The organism is Bacillus sp. FSL K6-2944 (genome assembly GCF_038005385.1).
GTDB lineage: Bacteria > Bacillota > Bacilli > Bacillales > Bacillaceae_G > Bacillus_A > Bacillus_A cereus.
Window position 1 is genome coordinate 44,561 of the sequence record NZ_JBBOTE010000008.1, and the last position, 17,025, is coordinate 61,585.

Sequence of the window (17,025 nt, forward strand, 5' to 3'; positions counted from 1 at the left end):
AAAAATAAAGATGTCTGTAAAATTAAAAACAAACTTTTATGGACGCGTCTTTTCCTATATTTCTATGTATCTGAAAAAGTACACCTTTACGAACTGTTAATCTAAAATATTTATCAACTTATGAATCTAGTTTATACATTTAATTTGTTATATATTTAGTGCGTAGCTAAAGTTTTAGTTTACGGAAAGGTAATGCATTTAGAGAGGGGAATTGTATGAAGGATAATGCGTTTAGTTTTTTTATGATGATATTAGTCGGAATTATCGGATTTTTATTTGTGCCCGTTGTACATGCTGAAACAGAGAAATCATTTCAACCAAATGATTTCTCTACGTATGGATTGGGTTTAAAAGATACGAAGATGAACGAAGCTATACCCGAGTATACACCATCTATTTCTTATCTCGCAAAACAAGAAGCAACCAAACAAAAACAACAGGGAATTCAAAATCCAAATATTCTTCCCAATCGCATTGATTTACGTGAATATTTTCCAGAAGTACGAAGTCAAGGGAAGTTTGGTACATGTGTCCCATTTGCTACAACTGCTTTAAGAGAATACTATATTGCAAAAGATGCAGGAGCACGTGGAACAGACATTACGTATTTATCGCCCTCTTATATTTATTATCCAAGTGGGCCAAAGGACGGTATGTATTTCGAGTCAGCCTTTCAAATTTTAAAACAAGAAGGAGTACCTCCAGAAACAGAACGCTTGTATGATTTAAATCCAGAAAATACAAACCAATTTAAAGAACCTCTTACAGCCTTACAGCAAAAAAATGCAGTTCCTTATAAAATTAGTTCCTATCAAGCTATACGTCAAGCAAATATGATTGCTGATATTAAGCAAGCAGTAGCAAATCAAGACCCTGTTTTAGTGGGAATACATGTATATCCCAACTTTGATGCAACTCCTACCTCTGGAATTGTACCACCTGTTACAGAAAAGAAATCGAGAGGGGGACATGCTCTTGTGATCGTGGGGTATGATGAGACAAACCAATGGTTCATTGTAAGAAATAGTTGGGGGACAAAATTTGGTGACCACGGATATGCATATATGCATTATCAGACATTATTAGATATGTCAAATAGTGTGGCGTATGTGATTAAGCCTATACACAAGCAATATCCGCCATTTGGGGTACAAATGCAAACTACGGATATAAGTTCTTCTGAAATTAAATTCAACATTTCAGCAAAAAATGCGACTGCATACGATTTGTATAAAAACAATCAAAAAATCCAGACTTTTTCAACATCTACCATTACAGATTTAAATATCGTACCTGAGCAATCTTATATGTATCATGTGGTAGCGAAAAACGCGATGGGAGAAACTCGCAGCTATCCTTTATCTATTTCGATTCCACCTATCATATCGATTCAACAGGCTAGTTAATATCTTTAAAATAAGAAGAATCTAGTGGGAGCAACGTACTAAAAAAATGGATGTACTTGTAAAGAGAAGGAAAATATATCTATTTGAATATACACGTGGATAAAGATATGGTTAGTACAATGCACGAGTGTAATGAAATGATGACTTCTACCATGTCTATGATAAAATCTACGAAAGAAAAATGCTGTTAAGCACACGATCTTCTATATGATTTGTAGGTATCATCTAGGAAGTTTTTTTAGAAGACGGTCCTTTTTCGACCGTCTTTTCACCATACATGACCAACAGGTGGAAGATGAGCACAATATAAACGTTTCTATATTCAGTAGTTTGTACATAGAGGATATGTTAATATTAATCTAATAGGTTTTAATTTTCTGAACTTTACCTATTTTATGACTAGAGAGGTGGAAAAGATGGATAAACAAAACATTTTGTCGGAACTAAAGAAAGGTATGGAAGCGGTCATTTGTGAAATAGAATTACAGGAACAATCAATTGTGAAAACTGAGGAGGTTCTACAGAGCTATCTACATGTGATGAAAGATATCCTTCGTTTACCAGATGTAACCACCGTACAAACACCCCATAGAGAGAAGGAATTCACAGAACCAGAGACGAATCCCCTTCATACAAATTCTCTTGCTAAAACAGAACCTTTTGAAAAGAGGGAATCGTATGTATTTCAGCGTAAATTAAAGGGAGGCGAATTACAAGGAATAGGATGTTTTGTCCCCGAACGCATTGTCAGAGCGCTAGAATTAGAACAAGGGGATTTCGTGTATGTAACAGAAAATGCATCTGTGTCGGATGGACGGTATAAGCATAGATTTGAAGTGGCCGAAAGGCGACATATGCCACCAAATGAAGAACGTGGTTGTTGTTCCTATGCTATTGTAGAATATGATGAAGAACGACAACAATTTTTTGTGGAGAAAGACATGCAACAGAATCGTATATATGTCAATGGAGCTCCTTATCGATTTTGGATTCCGCCAAAAGATGCTGCTTCTGTCGTCCAGGGAGATATTATTGATCTTGCCTATTCCAAGAGTTCTCCAGACATTGTCAGGGTTGCTTGGACGTATCCGTCTAGTTTTGTAAATGATTTTAGTAAACCAGCCCGTATGAAGAGAAAGCAAGAAAAAAATCAAAAAGAGTATGTACAAACGTTGGAAGGAAAGACAATTTTGATGGTAGGATTTGAACCAGGTCGAGCAGCCATTGAAGAAGAAATTACCGTTAGAGGTGGAAATTTTCAGTGGGCGCATGGGAAAAGGGAACGAGAAGTTACATTACGCAAAATGATACGGAATGCAGATATTGTCATGCTCATGTTAGAACATATGGGGCATGGTGGTGCAACCTCCGGCTCTAAAGGTGTGGTACGGATAGCAAAAGAATTAGGCGTTCCCTTTGGTACGACACATACATTGGGGAGAAGTTCTTTTGTCCATAACGTTCACCGCATACTAGGCATAGATAGTGTAAACATGCAATCCGTAAGCTAGGTGAAGAACGAAGTAGGGTAAAAGAAATCAAAACAAAAAATATAAACCCTGATAAAAAAGATAAGCCAGATTGGAACTATCCAGCTAAAATGAAATAACAAATTGAATAGTGACTTCTCCTGATATATAATGAATATAGACCATTCTTTTATTCAGTTGAGGGAATAAGCGGATGATACAACAGTTATACAATTCTTATTCTCTCTTATATCTTCACACATCATATGAAAAGGGTGTGCTATGTGTAAATGATTTTCTTATATCGATTTGATGTAAAAGAAAATGGCATTCAATTCGTTTTAAATAAACAAATTGCTGCTGATATGCTTCCACACCATAATATTCTATTGAGACCATTAGTGACAGTATTGGCTGAAACCTTACAATTGTATTGCTTGTTAAATAAAGAGCCGACCTTATTAACGAGTAACATGCGAGAAAACGGTGAAATAGAAGTCATATTAAATCAAGAATTAAGACAATGTATAGACGGGTATACAACAAATCACGTGATTTTGAAAAATGGCAAACGAATTGCTGATATTTTAATAGAAATTCGGAATGCTTATACCATATATCACTAAACTTACAGGAATAGTACTACATATATAAATTTCAATTATAAAAACAATTGAAAAGAATGTAACAGAAGAAGTGTGTCGTTTGAATTTCCAGATTTCCTTTTCTATTTTTCCATAGTAACATGAAAACTATCAGTAAATTGGATGCAAATAGATATCGAAGACAGGAGAGGGATTATACATGGACAAGTCATGGTCTGGTAATTCTACACAATTGTTACAAGAAATTGATTGGGAAATGAGCAGAATTGAATCGATTCTTCAGCAGGTTTCTATAGATGGTTTGATAGAAGAATCATATGAGATTCACGAGATGCTTATAAAAGTACCTCAGTTATTGCTCATTTTACAACAAGACCTCAAAATGACACCACTGGCAAAAGGACTACATTTACAACTCCAAAGTATACAGGAACAGTATAATCAATTGTTTGATAAGGGAGAAATGAATCGTAAATATTCTGAATAATCATACAATAACAGAGAGACATCCCACCGATTAAGATGTCTCTCTGTTATTGTTCCAAAATATGGCGTACATCCGACAGGTCCATATTCGTAAATTTTGCAATATCTTCGATATCCATACCGTTTTTATGCATGCCACGGATTAATTGCTCTCTTTCGGCTAATTTTCCTTTTTCCATGCCTTTTTCTATTCCTTCTTGAATCCCTTCTTCTTTCCCAACTTTTTTCCCTTTTTCCATACCTTCTTCTATACCAACCTCACGAGCATGTGCTAATTTCGCTTGTTCATCAAATAACACTTTTTCACGTGCTTCATATGCGAGACGGAAAGAGCTACTCTGACTCATATTTCCCCATTTGTGGATTGCCTTCTGTAACATTGGATCTTGTTTCATGGCTATATCCTCCAACGTGTGGGTTAAATGTTCATCTTCATGCGCTGGTAGTAAAAGTAACCAACGAGCAAATTCATTTTCCCACGGATTAATTTTTTCTTCTCTCCATTGCTGTAGCAATTTCGGAATTTCAATGAAATGGATTTCCAAATCTTCGAGTAACACTTCCTTGTGTTGTTGACTCCAAAATTGTCCAACTGTATGCATGTCATCATATTGAGGAAAGAGATCAAAATCTAATAGATTAATCGCAATTGTTTTCCGTAAAGAACGATAAGGCATCCCTTGCTCTAATTGAGATGTATACAATTTACTCCAATAATACAGGGAACGTTTTACTATTTCTTGTGTATTTCGTAACTGTATTTCTACATTTACCTTCGTCCCATCTTGAAGTGTAGCTAATATATCTAGTATAGATAATTTATCTTCTTCGTATTCTTTATGGAGGTGTGGGTCTTCAATTTTTAAGGATACAATCGGTGTAGATAATGACTCATGCAAGATTGCATTTAAGAAAGAAATCAGTAATTCTTCTTGGCCTTGTACACCAAATAATTGCTTGAACGCAAAATCGACTCGTAAATTGACTAAAGGTTGATTCATAAAGAGAGTCACCTTTCTTATTTCATATTCTGTCTTCTTTGTTATTCCCCTTTTTCGGGGGAATGGGCAAAGAAAGTATATATCTATTGTAGCGGAGGAAGGAGAGAAGAAGCAACCTTTGTTGTTTCTTTTGGTGTGTTTTATTTTTTTATTATGGTACGTGAAATTTTATAAGCGGCTTGTATATGCACTTATTCTCACTAATTTATATCCCTTTCTACCCGGAATATTTACTATCCATCTTTTCATCCCCTTATCTACTCATGTAGACGCTTTTTATCTTCCGAGACCTAAATGTATTCGGTACTTTATTCTCTTTCGTTATAGAGGGATCTGATCATTCGTTTTTATCACCCTCGGCTCATAAATTGGATTTAATTTCCATTTATTTGACGATATTCAAGTGAACAGAACATGATCCTGTACATCCTGAATTACATGTGAATCGTCAAATGGGCCGAACAGTAAGACACCGCTCGTTGCTTCAACTCTTCGTACGTGCATAATCTTTGTTTCTCAAATAATTTCGGATGTTTCTGTCTATAGTATTGGAACAATTCTTCTCCATTATTCCGTATACGATACCGACGTGTTTCTCTAATTGTGCCTGGGATTTCTTCCGGATCAAATTGTCCTAGAATTTGTAATGCTTGTGAAGAGGGAATTTCTTTCCCTGTCACATAGGCATGGATAAAAATGATTTCTTTTATTGTTATATACGTGTAATATGAATTCACATCCATAAAAGAATCCCCTCCTCGTTCTATTTTTGTATCTGTACATGACTAGGCAGATACAAAAAGCTATCTGTTTATCCCATCAGTATGTGAACCGTTTGTTTCACTTGTTTATCGTCCACTCGATAAAATACTTCTGTTCCTTTGCGTTCATGTGATAACACTTTATGATTTCTCATTTTATGAAGATGTTGTGAAACCGTAGATTGCGGTAATGTTAAAATCTGTTGTAATTGGGTAACATTTAAAGTCTTTTTCCCTAATAATTGATGTACAATTTGTAGACGGACAGGATGTGCTAATACTCTCAGTATTTCCGCACTTCGTTCGAGTTCATAGTGAAGATCATTGAGCTCCATATAAAAAACATTTGTCATCTTCTTTCGCCTCATTCTTTCTTATTTCTTTAATCACCACCACCGCAGCTACCTCCACTATCTCCACCAAAAGACCCACCGCAATCATATGAACTACCATCATACACGCTATCATGATTTGAACCCGAACAGGAAAATAATAGTGATGAATTATGTGTGTTATTTTGTTTCGTCAAGTTTACTTTCTTTTTGTTTAATGGGACAGCTGTTAAGATTGTTCCAATTACAACAAATAGTATGATAACAATAAATTCCATATAATACCCTCCCCTACTTCGTTTCTTTTATAATCGGATTGTTGAAATGGCATGTTTATACACAAGCTGTTGTTTCCCGTCCACTTCTACCAAAATCGAATATACATCATATCCTTTTATTGTTCCTTTGATATGAAATCCATTAACTAAAATCATTGTCATGTTCTTTTTTCTTTGCACTGCTTCTTGTAGTACTTGTTCCTGAAAGGATAGCATATCTTTTGTTCTTTCCTTTTGAGGTACGTGTGGTTTTCTTTCCAATGTTTCCTTCCCCCTTCTTCTCAGGCTCTTACAAGATATTGTTCTAATTCTTTCCTCAATTGTTTCGCCCCTTCTGGACTCAACGCTAGCTTTCCATCTCCTAGTTTCATATGCTGGGAGGATACTTCTCCTGTAATGGGACAAACGTCATATCCCTTATATTTCTGCAGAATAATCTCTTCTCCCTCTACAAATATTTCTACCCAGTCTTTTTCTGCTATTTCCAGTACTCTTCTTGTTTCTCTCGGTATGACAATTCTTCCTAAATGGTCTATTTTGCGTAAAATTCCTGTTGATTTCAACTGTCATTTCCTCCTCCATTTTCTATGTATAACATTCCAACCTTATTTTTATCTTTCTTGTTCTTCTATCACTAATTGTACTCGAAACATGGTTTCTTCTCCTTCTAATACAGCACCCATTTTCAATAGACGATTGATTAATTCTTCGGAACTGTATACACCTGATAAGGTCGTGCGATATCCTTGTATTGGTGCAGCTACTGGTATACTGTGCACCACTTCAGAATCTGTATCAAAAAGAGAAATTTGTTCTACTGATGACAATACTTCCCTTTGTTTTTGCTTTGTTTGTTTCCCTTTTTTTCGATTTTTCTGACGTGATTCTTTTCGTTTTGCCACTACATTTTCCTTAGGAAGAGCGGGCAATTCTAGCTCCTTAATTAAGCTATACAACTTCGTTGTACTCATTTTCCAGTGCTTTACGATATCCTTCATATGAAAATGCATCCGGTAGCCCTGTAACATTTGTTTTTGCTGTTCTACAGGCAACGTTTCAAATTCTGTCCGGCTCATCATTGTTTCATACATATTTGAAATCTCCACCTTCGATGCTTTTTGGTAGCTTCGTTTCTCTTTTCCTTTCAGCATGTCAGTCGGAAATAACATCTTTCCGACATATCCTCGTTTTCCTGTTTTATGATGAACGCCCGAAGCAGTTCGCTTTTTTTCCCGAATTTCTTCTTGCAGTACACGTTGTACTTCCATTTTTCTCCCCCTCTCCACTTTTCCTTGTCTATTTGCCAATCCGGAATGATCCAATGAAAAAGAATTCCAGTTCACTCCTATAGGAATGAACTGGAATCATACTATACATCTATCATGTCACTTCTATCGTACCACATTTTTACTACCCATAGAAAAAAAGAAACGAATATTCCGACTATACAAACAAGATTCCCCTTTCTTCCTTCTGTAACATCATTTTTTGTTCTTCTTCTTTCCTTCTATCTTCAAACTCATTTTCTAATTTCCGATACCATTTGCCTTTTTTACAGGCAAAGTACGCTTTTACTTCTCCATATGGTATCCAAATACCACGTGCGTGTATCCGCTCCATCACGCTATCTACTATATATTCTTCTTCATAACGTTTCGGTTTTCGTAAATACAAGATAATGAAACTTCGGTATTCTTCTCGTAACCATCCTGCTATCAAATTCTTCTGATTTTGTGTGAGATGTGACCACTTCTTATTGGTTTGGAGAATTTGATGATTCTCGATAACATGATGTTTCACCGTTCTTCCCCCACTCTCCTCAAATAGATAGATATGATTATTATAACATATATTGCAAGCCTTTCCGCTTATTCCATCACCGTTCCTGATTACATATATGTGGTAAAAGAGGGAATAAAAGAACCTATACGCAAAAGGCTAAAAGTTCCGCCAGGAACAGGTCGTATTTTCTTCCGTTTCTCTCCAGAAAATCTCCACCTTTGAAGATGGCCACTTCACGTTGTTCCGCAGCTATCTTCATCCTTGCCCAACTTTTTTCGGCACGTCAACGTATTGTTGCTAAGCTGACGACAAAAAAGGAAATCTTTAGTCCTTCAGCTTACACGTCATATTGTACGTGCCGAACCGCCTGTACGATCGCCCATTGATTCCACTTATTCTCTGTATGGATACGGAAACCATGGGGGACTCGCCCCCATACCCCCAGCTAGCTTCTGCCAAAAAAGAAAGGAAAACCTTCTCGGTATGGATTCAGTTGCTCCACTTCATTCTTCAGCTAGATAGACATGCCATGATTCTAATGTTCTTTTACAGTAGCGGATATGCTCCTCTATCGTACATCTTGTACCCGTGTTACGATACAACTCATTTGTTGTTTCCTTATACAGCAACGACAGGAGTAAAGAGAAAATGAATTTCAGCTCTCTCACATACGGCTGCAATTCAGGTATTACTATTTCAACATCTCCCATTGTCAAATAATACCCACGATAGCCCTTAAATACATCATTTTCATTGCCTGGCGCACTTGTATCGAATACTTCTGTATTTCGCAAGCTAAAAATGAGCCATTTATTAATTGAAAAGTGAGCCACTTAGTAATTACTTTTTTCTATCCATTCTTTCGTTTCCAAAATTCGATAAGAACCCCCGATCATATTAATAACGTGCGCTCGATGTGTGAGCCGATCCGTTAATGCAGCTGTTAAAACTGGGTCATGAAAGACCTCTTCCCAACGATCGAATGATAAATTACTGGTAATAATTGTTGCGGCTCGTCCGGCACGTAAAGAAAGGTGAGTAAACAATAATTCAGCGCCTTCTTTATCAAATGAAATATAGCCGAGTTCATCAATAATAACTAAATCATACTTTTCAAATTTTAATCCGAATGAGCGTAACGTTCTTTCAGAACGACTTTCCTTCAATTGATTAATTAAGGAAGATACACTAGTAAAATAAACTTTGTAACCAGCTAAACACGCCTCAATCCCTAAACCTATCGCAAGATGGGTCTTTCCTGTACCTGGAGAACCGATGAATAAAATATTCTGTTTTTCTTTTATAAAATTTAATTCTTTCAGGTGAGAAAGACGCATCGCCGCATTTGGCGGCAATGCATCCATATCTAGTTCTTCCAAAAGCTTCTTCTCAGGAAAATTAGCTAATCGAATACGATTTGCTTTTGCGCGTACTAAACGATCTTGCTGTTCCTGTGATAATGCGAAATGCAAAAATTCTATAGGTGATGGATATTTTTCGAAAATATCATTTTGTTTTATTAACTCGCGAACACTTGGTAATTTCAACTCTTTACACATTTCAATTATTTCTAATTGTTTTTCCATTAATGAAGCACCTCAACTTTCTTAGAATTAAACAATGCTGTAATGACTGATAAATTTTCAATAGATTGTGAAGCTACTTCATCAGATTTCTGAACAGGTTTAACAGTTACACTATCTTGTTCTGCTAAAAAAATAATTTTTTCTGTTGTTAGTTGAATTAGTTGATTTTTCTTTAATTGGTTAACAGCCTTTAATACTTTCTCTAGGTTTCCATTTTCTTTTACATAGAAGAGTAAAGCTAGAAAATCGCGCTCATGTCCGATATAATAATTTTGATAAATCCTTTTAATTTCTGTTGGTGCTTGCTGTAAACATTCACTTTGAGCTAAAGCACCTTTTTTCTTTTCAAATGTTTGTAAGTAATGATAGATATCCATAATCCATTGATGGCTCTGCCAACAACGTTTATGTTTGGCAATGCATTCTCCTTTAATAAAAATAAGAATTTGCTCCGCGCTTGCCTTTATTTTTACGTATTCTCCAACATGCCCTTCGGGCACAGAATAATGGTTTTGTCGATAAGTAATTGTACTGTATTTATCTACCCTGAATTCATGAAGTTCCGATACATCAAATGCCGCGACTGATAAAGATCCTTCTCGAAATTGACGTTCTTCCTGCATTAATTCATGATGAGTGTTATGTTTTAAATAATGATTTCGCGAATTTAATTTTTGGAGAGTCTTTGCTAAATGCTGATGAGCTTCTTCAAGGCTGCTAAACGTATCACAATGTGAAAATGCTTTACGACGTACATACTCTACGCTCCGTTCCACATGTCCTTTTTGATTCCCTTTACGTGGCTCACAAAGACGAATTTTAAATTGATAATGTAAAGATAAATTCTTCATACCATCAGTTATTTCACGCTCTGTTCCAATAAAGGTTTTTACAACCGTTCGCATATTATCGTATGTAAAAACAGCCGGTACAAATTGTAAATATTCGATACATTTCACATGAACATCTTGCACACATATCATGGTTTCAGATTCATATAAATAACCAAATCGCTGATTACTATAGGGAAGAGTAAATAGGGCTAATGAATATTTACGATATTTGTCCTGAATTAAAAGTTTAACTTCCCCCCAATCAAACTCAATTTCTTGACCAGCTGTAGGCTTTTGACGTATAAATACCTCTCTATGCCTCTTTTCCTCTGCACTAATAAAATTACGCACAGTTGTATAACTAATTTTAAATCCTTCATCTAATAATTTTTCATGAATATCCACAATCTTCAATTGTTGTTTATGCATATTTCTAATACGTTTTTGTTTATTTTGTTTTAACATTTCACAAATCCGCCTCATAGCCGAGTTGGTGAGTGCTTTCTTTGGACTAACTCGCTTTTTGTATGCCGGAGGCATTACAGAATTTGTTGGTATTGGTAGTTTACGAGTATCTTGTTTTCGAGCTACTAAATCTTGATCAATATATTTTTTGACTGTATTCCGTGACATACCAAGTTCTTTTGCGATGGTACGTTGACTTTTTCCATTTTGATGAAAATCAATTAAAATCTGTTGTTTCTTCTTCAAACTGATCACCTCTATATCCTCCTAACTCTATGAAGTTAGGATTATTCTGATATAAAAGCGGCTCACATTTCAACTGCGATTGTGGCTCAGTTTTAGGTTAACAAAAACACCCGTTCGTAGAACGGAAATACCCAAAGCTAATGGTGGTAAACGAAAATTAGGGATTCCTACTATTCGAGATAAGATAGTACAAGAAGTCATGAGAATAATTCTAGACTCCATATATGATAGCCCAAAAGGGGCGTATTTTCATAAATCTAGTCATGGCTTCAGACCTAACAAAGGAACTCATACAGCTTTAAAGGAATATCGTCAAAAGTGGCAAGCTACTAATTGGATTATTGAAGGCGATATTAAAGGGTGTTTCGATCATATTGACCATCACATTCTAATCAATATCCTTAAGAAGAAAATACAGGATGAGAAATTCATTCGCCTGACTTGGAAACTTCTTAGCGCAGGATATATGGAATTCGGTACATTTGCTAATAGTCTTATTGGAACTCCTCAAGGCGGTCTAGTTAGTCCTATATTGGCAAATGTTTATCTCCATGAATTGGATAACAAAGCAGAAGAATTAAAAAATAAATTTAACAAAGGAAAAGCCAAACGACGGAATCCTGAATATGGAAGAATCGCCTCAAAAAGAGGCTATTATTTAAAGAAAAACAGTGGAAAAATAACCCCTACTATTAAAGAATTAACTAAGCAAATGCGGAATATGTCTTGGGGTATTACAAATGATCCAGAGTTTATCAGACTCAGGTATATTCGCTACGCAGACGATTGGATTTTAGGAGTATGCGGATCTTTAGAATTAGCCAAGCAAGTTAAAGAAGAATTTAAGTTTTTCCTGCAAGAAAAACTTAAGCTCACATTGAGTGAGGAAAAGACCAGCATCACACACGCTCAATCAGGACAAGCTCATTTTTTAGGTACTGATCTCTCAAATGGGAGGAGTGGCGGGCATATATTTGTAACAACTACAACACAAAAGGCTAAACGTCACTATAAATCAAGAGCAGGGAAAACAACTCCTACTATGAAAGCGCCTATTACGAAATTGGTACAAAAACTATGCTTAAAAGGATTTTGTACTCCTAACGGAGTACCATCATGCAAAGACGGTTGGACTACTTTAGATACAGATCAAATTATCAGTCGATTCAATAGTATTAATCGAGGCATTCAGAACTACTATCGGTTTGTAGACAATTTCGCAAAGATTGGTCGGATTCAATATATACTAAAATTTTCACTTGCAAAAACACTGGCTAAAAAATATCGTATTTCTGTTTCTAAAGTTTTTAAAAAGTTTGGTAAGGATATCACGTTTAGAACAAAAAGTATAAACGGAAAAACCTATGTAGTTTCATTTTATAACAATCATGACTGGACCAGGCAACCATCTGCTTTCCAAACCAAAGATATCAAACCGGAATTACTGAAAGTAATGGGAAATATGAGGGTACGTTCTAAATTAGGAAACCCTTGCGCCATTTGTAATGCTAAACAAGATATTGAAATGCATCACATACGCCACATACGCAAAGATAAGAAAACAAGAAATAGCTTCAATGATGTACTAAGTGAAATAAATCGAAAGCAAATCCCAGTTTGTAAAGAATGTCATAAGAAAATCCATCGCGGTGAATATGATGGAGTTAAGTTAAGCAATTTAGCTTATGATCCCCGATAGATTTGTTAGGTTCTTGGAGAGCCGTATGCCATGAAAGTGGCACGTACGGTTCGGGAAGGGGGAGTTGGTGCGCCATCGGCGTCTGGCTCCCTACTTCACCTGTGACTAGGCCTTTTAGCTAGTCGTGGAAGAAAAGCATCCACAATTAAACGATATGTCTATGATATTGAAGACTTTGGAAGATGGCTGCAAACATCGAACCGTTTTCAAGAAAAGAACGTATGGAACAAGATAGATAAAGAGGATTTTGAAGCCTATTTTCAGGAACTCATATATAAACGAAAGTATGGAGAGAAAACCATTCATCGAATTGCAGTCGTGTTAAAGAAATTGTATCAGTTCTTGGATATTCCAAGTCCTATTGTAGAAATGCAGGGAATTACTCCACCGAATCGGGCCCTACGCAAAGAGGTCTTTATTACGAAGGAAGAAGAGAAAAAGCTGAAAAACATTCTTTCTTCACCTGAAGGATTGTCAGAAGAACAACTTTCCGTTCGACCGCTTCTCATAGATCGAAATGTATCCATCCTATCACTTCTTTTGGACTATGGGCTTACACTACAAGAACTTGTGTCGTTACAGATGCAACAGGTGCACTTTGGAAGGAATATGATTACTGTTTTACATAACAAAGGGACAGAGAGAAGGATCATGTTAAGGGAAGAGGATAAAATACGTTTATTTACGTACTATAAAACGATACCTGAACCAGTTCGTCCTAGATATCATAGTACGGATCCTTTATTGGTCGCATTTGATTTTAAACGAGGCACATTTCGCTGGGTGTATGACAATGATGCTCCGAAAGCACTAACAGCCATTGCTGTACAAAAAATGATTCGATTAGAAGTAGCCAGAGCGAAACTGAGAAAAGGAATTTCCGCACAGCATTTACGGAATACCTTTATTCTAAGTTGTTTAGAAAGAAATATGTCTACAGAGGAAATCATAAAAAGAACAGGATTCCTTTCTCATTTATCAGTAAAGCGTTATGTAGAATATGCAAATCAGCATTCACATGGAAAATAGTTTGAAAAGAATCAATTTCTATGGCATACTAAAATAGTATAAGTTTATCTTTAGAAATGTAACGGTGGAACCTTTTACACTGTAGAAAGAATAGTCGTAGAACATGAAACGTGAAACATACGAAAAGCTCCCTAACTTGTTATACAAATCAGGGAGCAAAAGGTAGTACAGTATCGGATGCGCTAAGTGTAGCATAAAAAGGTTCATTCGGTCTGTATATTTCTGAATATTCAATTTACTTTTAAGTATTAGTTCTTTAGGTTTAGAAGCTTCAGTGGAACAACTAAAGTGTACCGTACACTTTAGTTGTCTAAAATATGGCGTATTTCTGACATATCCATATTCGTAAACTTCGCAATATCTTCGATATCCATGCCGTTTTTATGCATGCCTTGAATCAATTGAATTTTCCCTTCTTGAATGCCTACTTCTTTTCCTTTTTCCATACCCTCTTGAAGCCCTTCTTCTCGTCCCTTTTCCATGCCTTTCTTTTCGGCATACTTATACTTAGAAGCCTCATCAATAAGAGCCTTTTGTCTCGCCTCATATGACATACGGAATGCAGGGTCTTGACTCATCTTTTCCCACTTTTGCATCGCATCTTTTAAAATCGGATCTCGGTTCATGGCGATTTCCTCCAGTGTATGCGTTAATTGTGTATCTTCATTTGCGGATAGTAACAGCAACCATCTCACAAAAGAGTCTTCCCACGGATTTACTTGTTCTTCTTTCCATTGTGCCATTAATTTTGGAATTTCAATTACGTGTAACTCTAAATCGTCTACGAGTAACTTTTGTAACTCAATATCCCACAGTTTTCCTGTTGTATGAAATGTTTCGTATTCTGAGAAAACAGGAAAGTTTAAAATATTAATGGTGATGGTTTTTCTGAGTGCATCGTAAGATCCACCTTTTTGCATTTGAGAAGCATATAAGCGACTCCAATAATACAAACTTCGTTTTAAAAAATCATGTTGGTCATTGAGCTGTATTTCAATAGAAATTTGGGTATTATCGTTTAAAGTGGCTAATACATCTAGAATAGACAATTTGTCCTTTTCATATTCACGGTGTAAATGTGGGTCTTCTATTTTCAGTGTTTGAATTGGTGAAGATAGCGAAGACGCTAAAATCACGTTCAAAAATTGTATTAAAATTTGTTCATTTCCTCTTGAGCCAAATAATTGCTTGAAAGCAAAATCGACTCGCAAATTGACTAAAGGTTGATCCATGGTTAGAGTCACCTTTCTGTTTCGTATTCTATTTGACTTTTTTGCTATTCTCCTTTTTCGGGGGGAATAGGCAAAGAATTACCTATATCTATTGTATCGGAGAAGAAAGAAAAGAAGCAACCCTTATTGAGTTTTTTTTTGGGTATTTATTTTTTATTTAACATCATGGTACGTGAAATTATATTTTGTAGCTTAAACATGCACCTATCTTTTTATGTCTTTCCCTTTCCTATCGCAGATTTAACCTGTAATCTTTTTAACCACCTTATCAGTTCTTGTGCAGGGGTTTTGTCTTTTTACATGTAAATATGTTCACTTTGTCTTTTTCTTTCATTAGAAAGGAATCTGAGCGTCCGTTTTTCTCACTTTCCGCAAAAAAAATGAACGATTTCTCGGGTTCTAAAACTAATAAAACAAAATATACGGATTAGAGATGAACCGTCAAATGAGAAGAACAATAGTACACCGCTCGGTGTTTCAACTCTTCATACGTGTATAATTTTTGTTTATCAAATAATTTGGGCTGCTTCTGTCTATAGTATCCGAACAATTCTTCTCCGTTTTCCCATATACGATACCGTCGAGTTTGTCTGATGGTACCTGGAATTTCAGAAGCAAACTGTTTGAGTATTTGTAATGCTTGTGAAGATGGGATTTCTTCTCCTGTTACATAGGCATGGATAAAGATAAGTTCTTTTATTGTTATATAATTGTAATGTGAATTCCCACTCATAGAAGAATCCCCTCCTCGGTCATTATTTTCATCCGTACATGACTAGGCATATAAATGAATCTATCTGTTTAGCCTATCAGTATCTTCAGCGTTTGTTTCACTTTTTCATCGTCCACTCGATAAAATACTTCTAATCCTTTTCGCTCGTATGCTACGACTTTATGTGATTTTAACTTGCCAAGATGTTGCGAAACAGTGGATTGTGGCATGGCGAGATACCGTTGTAATTCAGAAACATTTAATGACGTTTTCTTTATTAATTGATGTACCATTTGGAGACGGACAGGGTGTGCTAATACCCTTAATACTTCTGCAACACGTTCTAATTCATTTGGCCCCGTGTAAAAGACATTTTTCATCTTCTTTTTTCTCCTTTATATGATTTTTTATACGTCTCCTCCATCAAATTCATTTCTTTATCTTTTCATATCTATTTGGGGTAGTGAGACGGTTCCTGTTCTAATCCGTCACAAACATTCCATGATTTAGGAGTTTTTGGTCGGTTAATAACAATTGAGTTAGAAAAACTAAACATAACATCAATTATGTTTAATTAGTCATTTCAAATTCAGGAGCTACTAACTAAAAATCAAACATAATTTATTTAAATTGGATGGCAAAATAACTAAACATAATAAATTGCAATAGAAAAAAAGTATTTCAACCTGCATTTTATGATTCATCTGACTGACTAGAGCACGAACCGTCTCACTATCCCTAGTTTATCACATCCTATCTTATATGGGCATATAATTAGGAACAGCAAAAAGGACATCTTCCTCAGGAAGATGCCTTTTTTATGTAACTTTCTCTAGATGATAATACTATTATATGCAACTTATTCATAAATATACTAAATAATTGTACGCTAGTAAATTAGACGTGTTATTCTTCACAAACACAGCTATTCCATATGCTACGAAAGTTGCTGGCTCTACCACCCGATCCTTCACAACAATCTTGCTTGTGCCAGCAAAGAATCACGAACACGCTTTCGAATTATAAAATCTACCTCTCATTTTGTCAATAGCAGACAAATAACAAAACTATAAACAATAAACAGAATTACTTATAGTATCAGT

The 17,025-nt window shown here is 35.7% G+C and carries 19 protein-coding genes and 1 pseudogene; 6 read left to right on the plus strand and 14 right to left on the minus strand.

Features of this window, described 5'->3' with window-relative positions:
- Window positions 1-215: 215 nt before the first annotated feature.
- From MHH55_RS34405 to MHH55_RS34420, 4 genes are all read left to right on the plus strand, one after another.
- Window positions 216-1,406, plus strand: a complete 1,191-nt coding sequence (locus tag MHH55_RS34405; protein WP_340882550.1) for a C1 family peptidase — start codon at window positions 216-218, stop codon at window positions 1,404-1,406.
- A gap of 416 nt (window positions 1,407-1,822) precedes the next feature.
- The gene (locus MHH55_RS34410) at window positions 1,823-2,917 is read left to right on the plus strand and encodes a hypothetical protein (RefSeq protein ID WP_340882552.1); all 1,095 of its coding nucleotides are present in this window, start codon (window positions 1,823-1,825) and stop codon (window positions 2,915-2,917) included.
- Between the two features lie 248 nt (window positions 2,918-3,165).
- Window positions 3,166-3,501 (plus strand): hypothetical protein, encoded by a 336-nt coding sequence (locus MHH55_RS34415; RefSeq protein ID WP_340882554.1) that lies wholly within the window; start codon window positions 3,166-3,168, stop codon window positions 3,499-3,501.
- Between the two features lie 178 nt (window positions 3,502-3,679).
- Entirely contained in the window at window positions 3,680-3,967 is a 288-nt protein-coding gene (locus MHH55_RS34420; RefSeq protein WP_340882557.1) for a hypothetical protein, read from the plus strand.
- A gap of 46 nt (window positions 3,968-4,013) precedes the next feature.
- Here MHH55_RS34420 and MHH55_RS34425 read toward each other — a convergent pair whose 3' ends face one another.
- From MHH55_RS34425 to istA, 11 genes are all read right to left on the minus strand, one after another.
- Window positions 4,014-4,967: an Rpn family recombination-promoting nuclease/putative transposase gene (locus MHH55_RS34425; protein ID WP_340882560.1), complete on the minus strand. Its 954-nt coding sequence runs from the start codon at window positions 4,965-4,967 to the stop codon at window positions 4,014-4,016.
- Between the two features lie 434 nt (window positions 4,968-5,401).
- Window positions 5,402-5,710 carry a hypothetical protein gene (locus MHH55_RS34430; RefSeq protein WP_061657746.1) on the minus strand — a complete coding sequence of 103 codons (309 nt, stop codon included), beginning with the start codon at window positions 5,708-5,710 and terminating at the stop codon, window positions 5,402-5,404.
- A gap of 68 nt (window positions 5,711-5,778) precedes the next feature.
- On the minus strand, window positions 5,779-6,081 hold the full coding sequence (locus tag MHH55_RS34435) for an ArsR/SmtB family transcription factor (RefSeq protein WP_078186574.1): 303 nt from the start codon (window positions 6,079-6,081) through the stop codon (window positions 5,779-5,781).
- A 29-nt stretch (window positions 6,082-6,110) separates the two neighbouring features.
- A complete protein-coding gene (locus tag MHH55_RS34440; protein ID WP_340882562.1) occupies window positions 6,111-6,338 on the minus strand; it encodes a hypothetical protein in 228 nt (75 codons plus the stop codon).
- Window positions 6,339-6,365: 27 nt separating this feature from the next.
- The gene (gene hfq, locus MHH55_RS34445) at window positions 6,366-6,554 is read right to left on the minus strand and encodes an RNA chaperone Hfq (RefSeq protein ID WP_078186614.1); all 189 of its coding nucleotides are present in this window, start codon (window positions 6,552-6,554) and stop codon (window positions 6,366-6,368) included.
- Window positions 6,555-6,619: 65 nt separating this feature from the next.
- Complete coding sequence (locus MHH55_RS34450; RefSeq protein ID WP_078186576.1) at window positions 6,620-6,901, minus strand: AbrB/MazE/SpoVT family DNA-binding domain-containing protein; 282 nt, start codon at window positions 6,899-6,901, stop codon at window positions 6,620-6,622.
- Window positions 6,902-6,949: 48 nt separating this feature from the next.
- Entirely contained in the window at window positions 6,950-7,606 is a 657-nt protein-coding gene (locus MHH55_RS34455; protein ID WP_340882565.1) for a hypothetical protein, read from the minus strand.
- 175 nt (window positions 7,607-7,781) lie between these two features.
- Complete coding sequence (locus MHH55_RS34460; protein ID WP_340882570.1) at window positions 7,782-8,138, minus strand: transposase; 357 nt, start codon at window positions 8,136-8,138, stop codon at window positions 7,782-7,784.
- Window positions 8,139-8,623: 485 nt separating this feature from the next.
- Window positions 8,624-8,953: a hypothetical protein gene (locus tag MHH55_RS34465; RefSeq protein ID WP_340882572.1), complete on the minus strand. Its 330-nt coding sequence runs from the start codon at window positions 8,951-8,953 to the stop codon at window positions 8,624-8,626.
- On the minus strand, window positions 8,954-9,706 hold the full coding sequence (gene istB / locus MHH55_RS34470; RefSeq protein ID WP_340882574.1) for an IS21-like element helper ATPase IstB: 753 nt from the start codon (window positions 9,704-9,706) through the stop codon (window positions 8,954-8,956).
- Window positions 9,706-11,259 carry an IS21 family transposase gene (istA, locus tag MHH55_RS34475; protein ID WP_340882577.1) on the minus strand — a complete coding sequence of 518 codons (1,554 nt, stop codon included), beginning with the start codon at window positions 11,257-11,259 and terminating at the stop codon, window positions 9,706-9,708. The genes istB and istA overlap by 1 nt, the downstream gene beginning before the upstream one ends.
- Window positions 11,260-11,329: 70 nt before the next feature.
- Here istA and MHH55_RS34480 point away from each other — a divergent pair, with 70 nt between their 5' ends.
- The gene (locus MHH55_RS34480) at window positions 11,330-12,949 is read left to right on the plus strand and encodes a group II intron reverse transcriptase/maturase (protein ID WP_340882580.1); all 1,620 of its coding nucleotides are present in this window, start codon (window positions 11,330-11,332) and stop codon (window positions 12,947-12,949) included.
- Between the two features lie 114 nt (window positions 12,950-13,063).
- A pseudogene (locus tag MHH55_RS34485) lies at window positions 13,064-13,978 on the plus strand (tyrosine-type recombinase/integrase); the annotation flags it as partial.
- 302 nt (window positions 13,979-14,280) lie between these two features.
- On the opposite strand, the gene MHH55_RS34490 reads toward MHH55_RS34485, so the two are convergent.
- From MHH55_RS34490 to MHH55_RS34500, 3 genes are all read right to left on the minus strand, one after another.
- Window positions 14,281-15,210, minus strand: a complete 930-nt coding sequence (locus MHH55_RS34490) for an Rpn family recombination-promoting nuclease/putative transposase (RefSeq protein WP_061656971.1) — start codon at window positions 15,208-15,210, stop codon at window positions 14,281-14,283.
- 427 nt (window positions 15,211-15,637) lie between these two features.
- Entirely contained in the window at window positions 15,638-15,943 is a 306-nt protein-coding gene (locus MHH55_RS34495; protein WP_098258809.1) for a hypothetical protein, read from the minus strand.
- 68 nt (window positions 15,944-16,011) lie between these two features.
- Window positions 16,012-16,302, minus strand: coding sequence for an ArsR/SmtB family transcription factor (locus MHH55_RS34500; protein ID WP_078187856.1), 291 nt, complete (start codon window positions 16,300-16,302; stop codon window positions 16,012-16,014).
- Window positions 16,303-17,025: the final 723 nt, after the last annotated feature.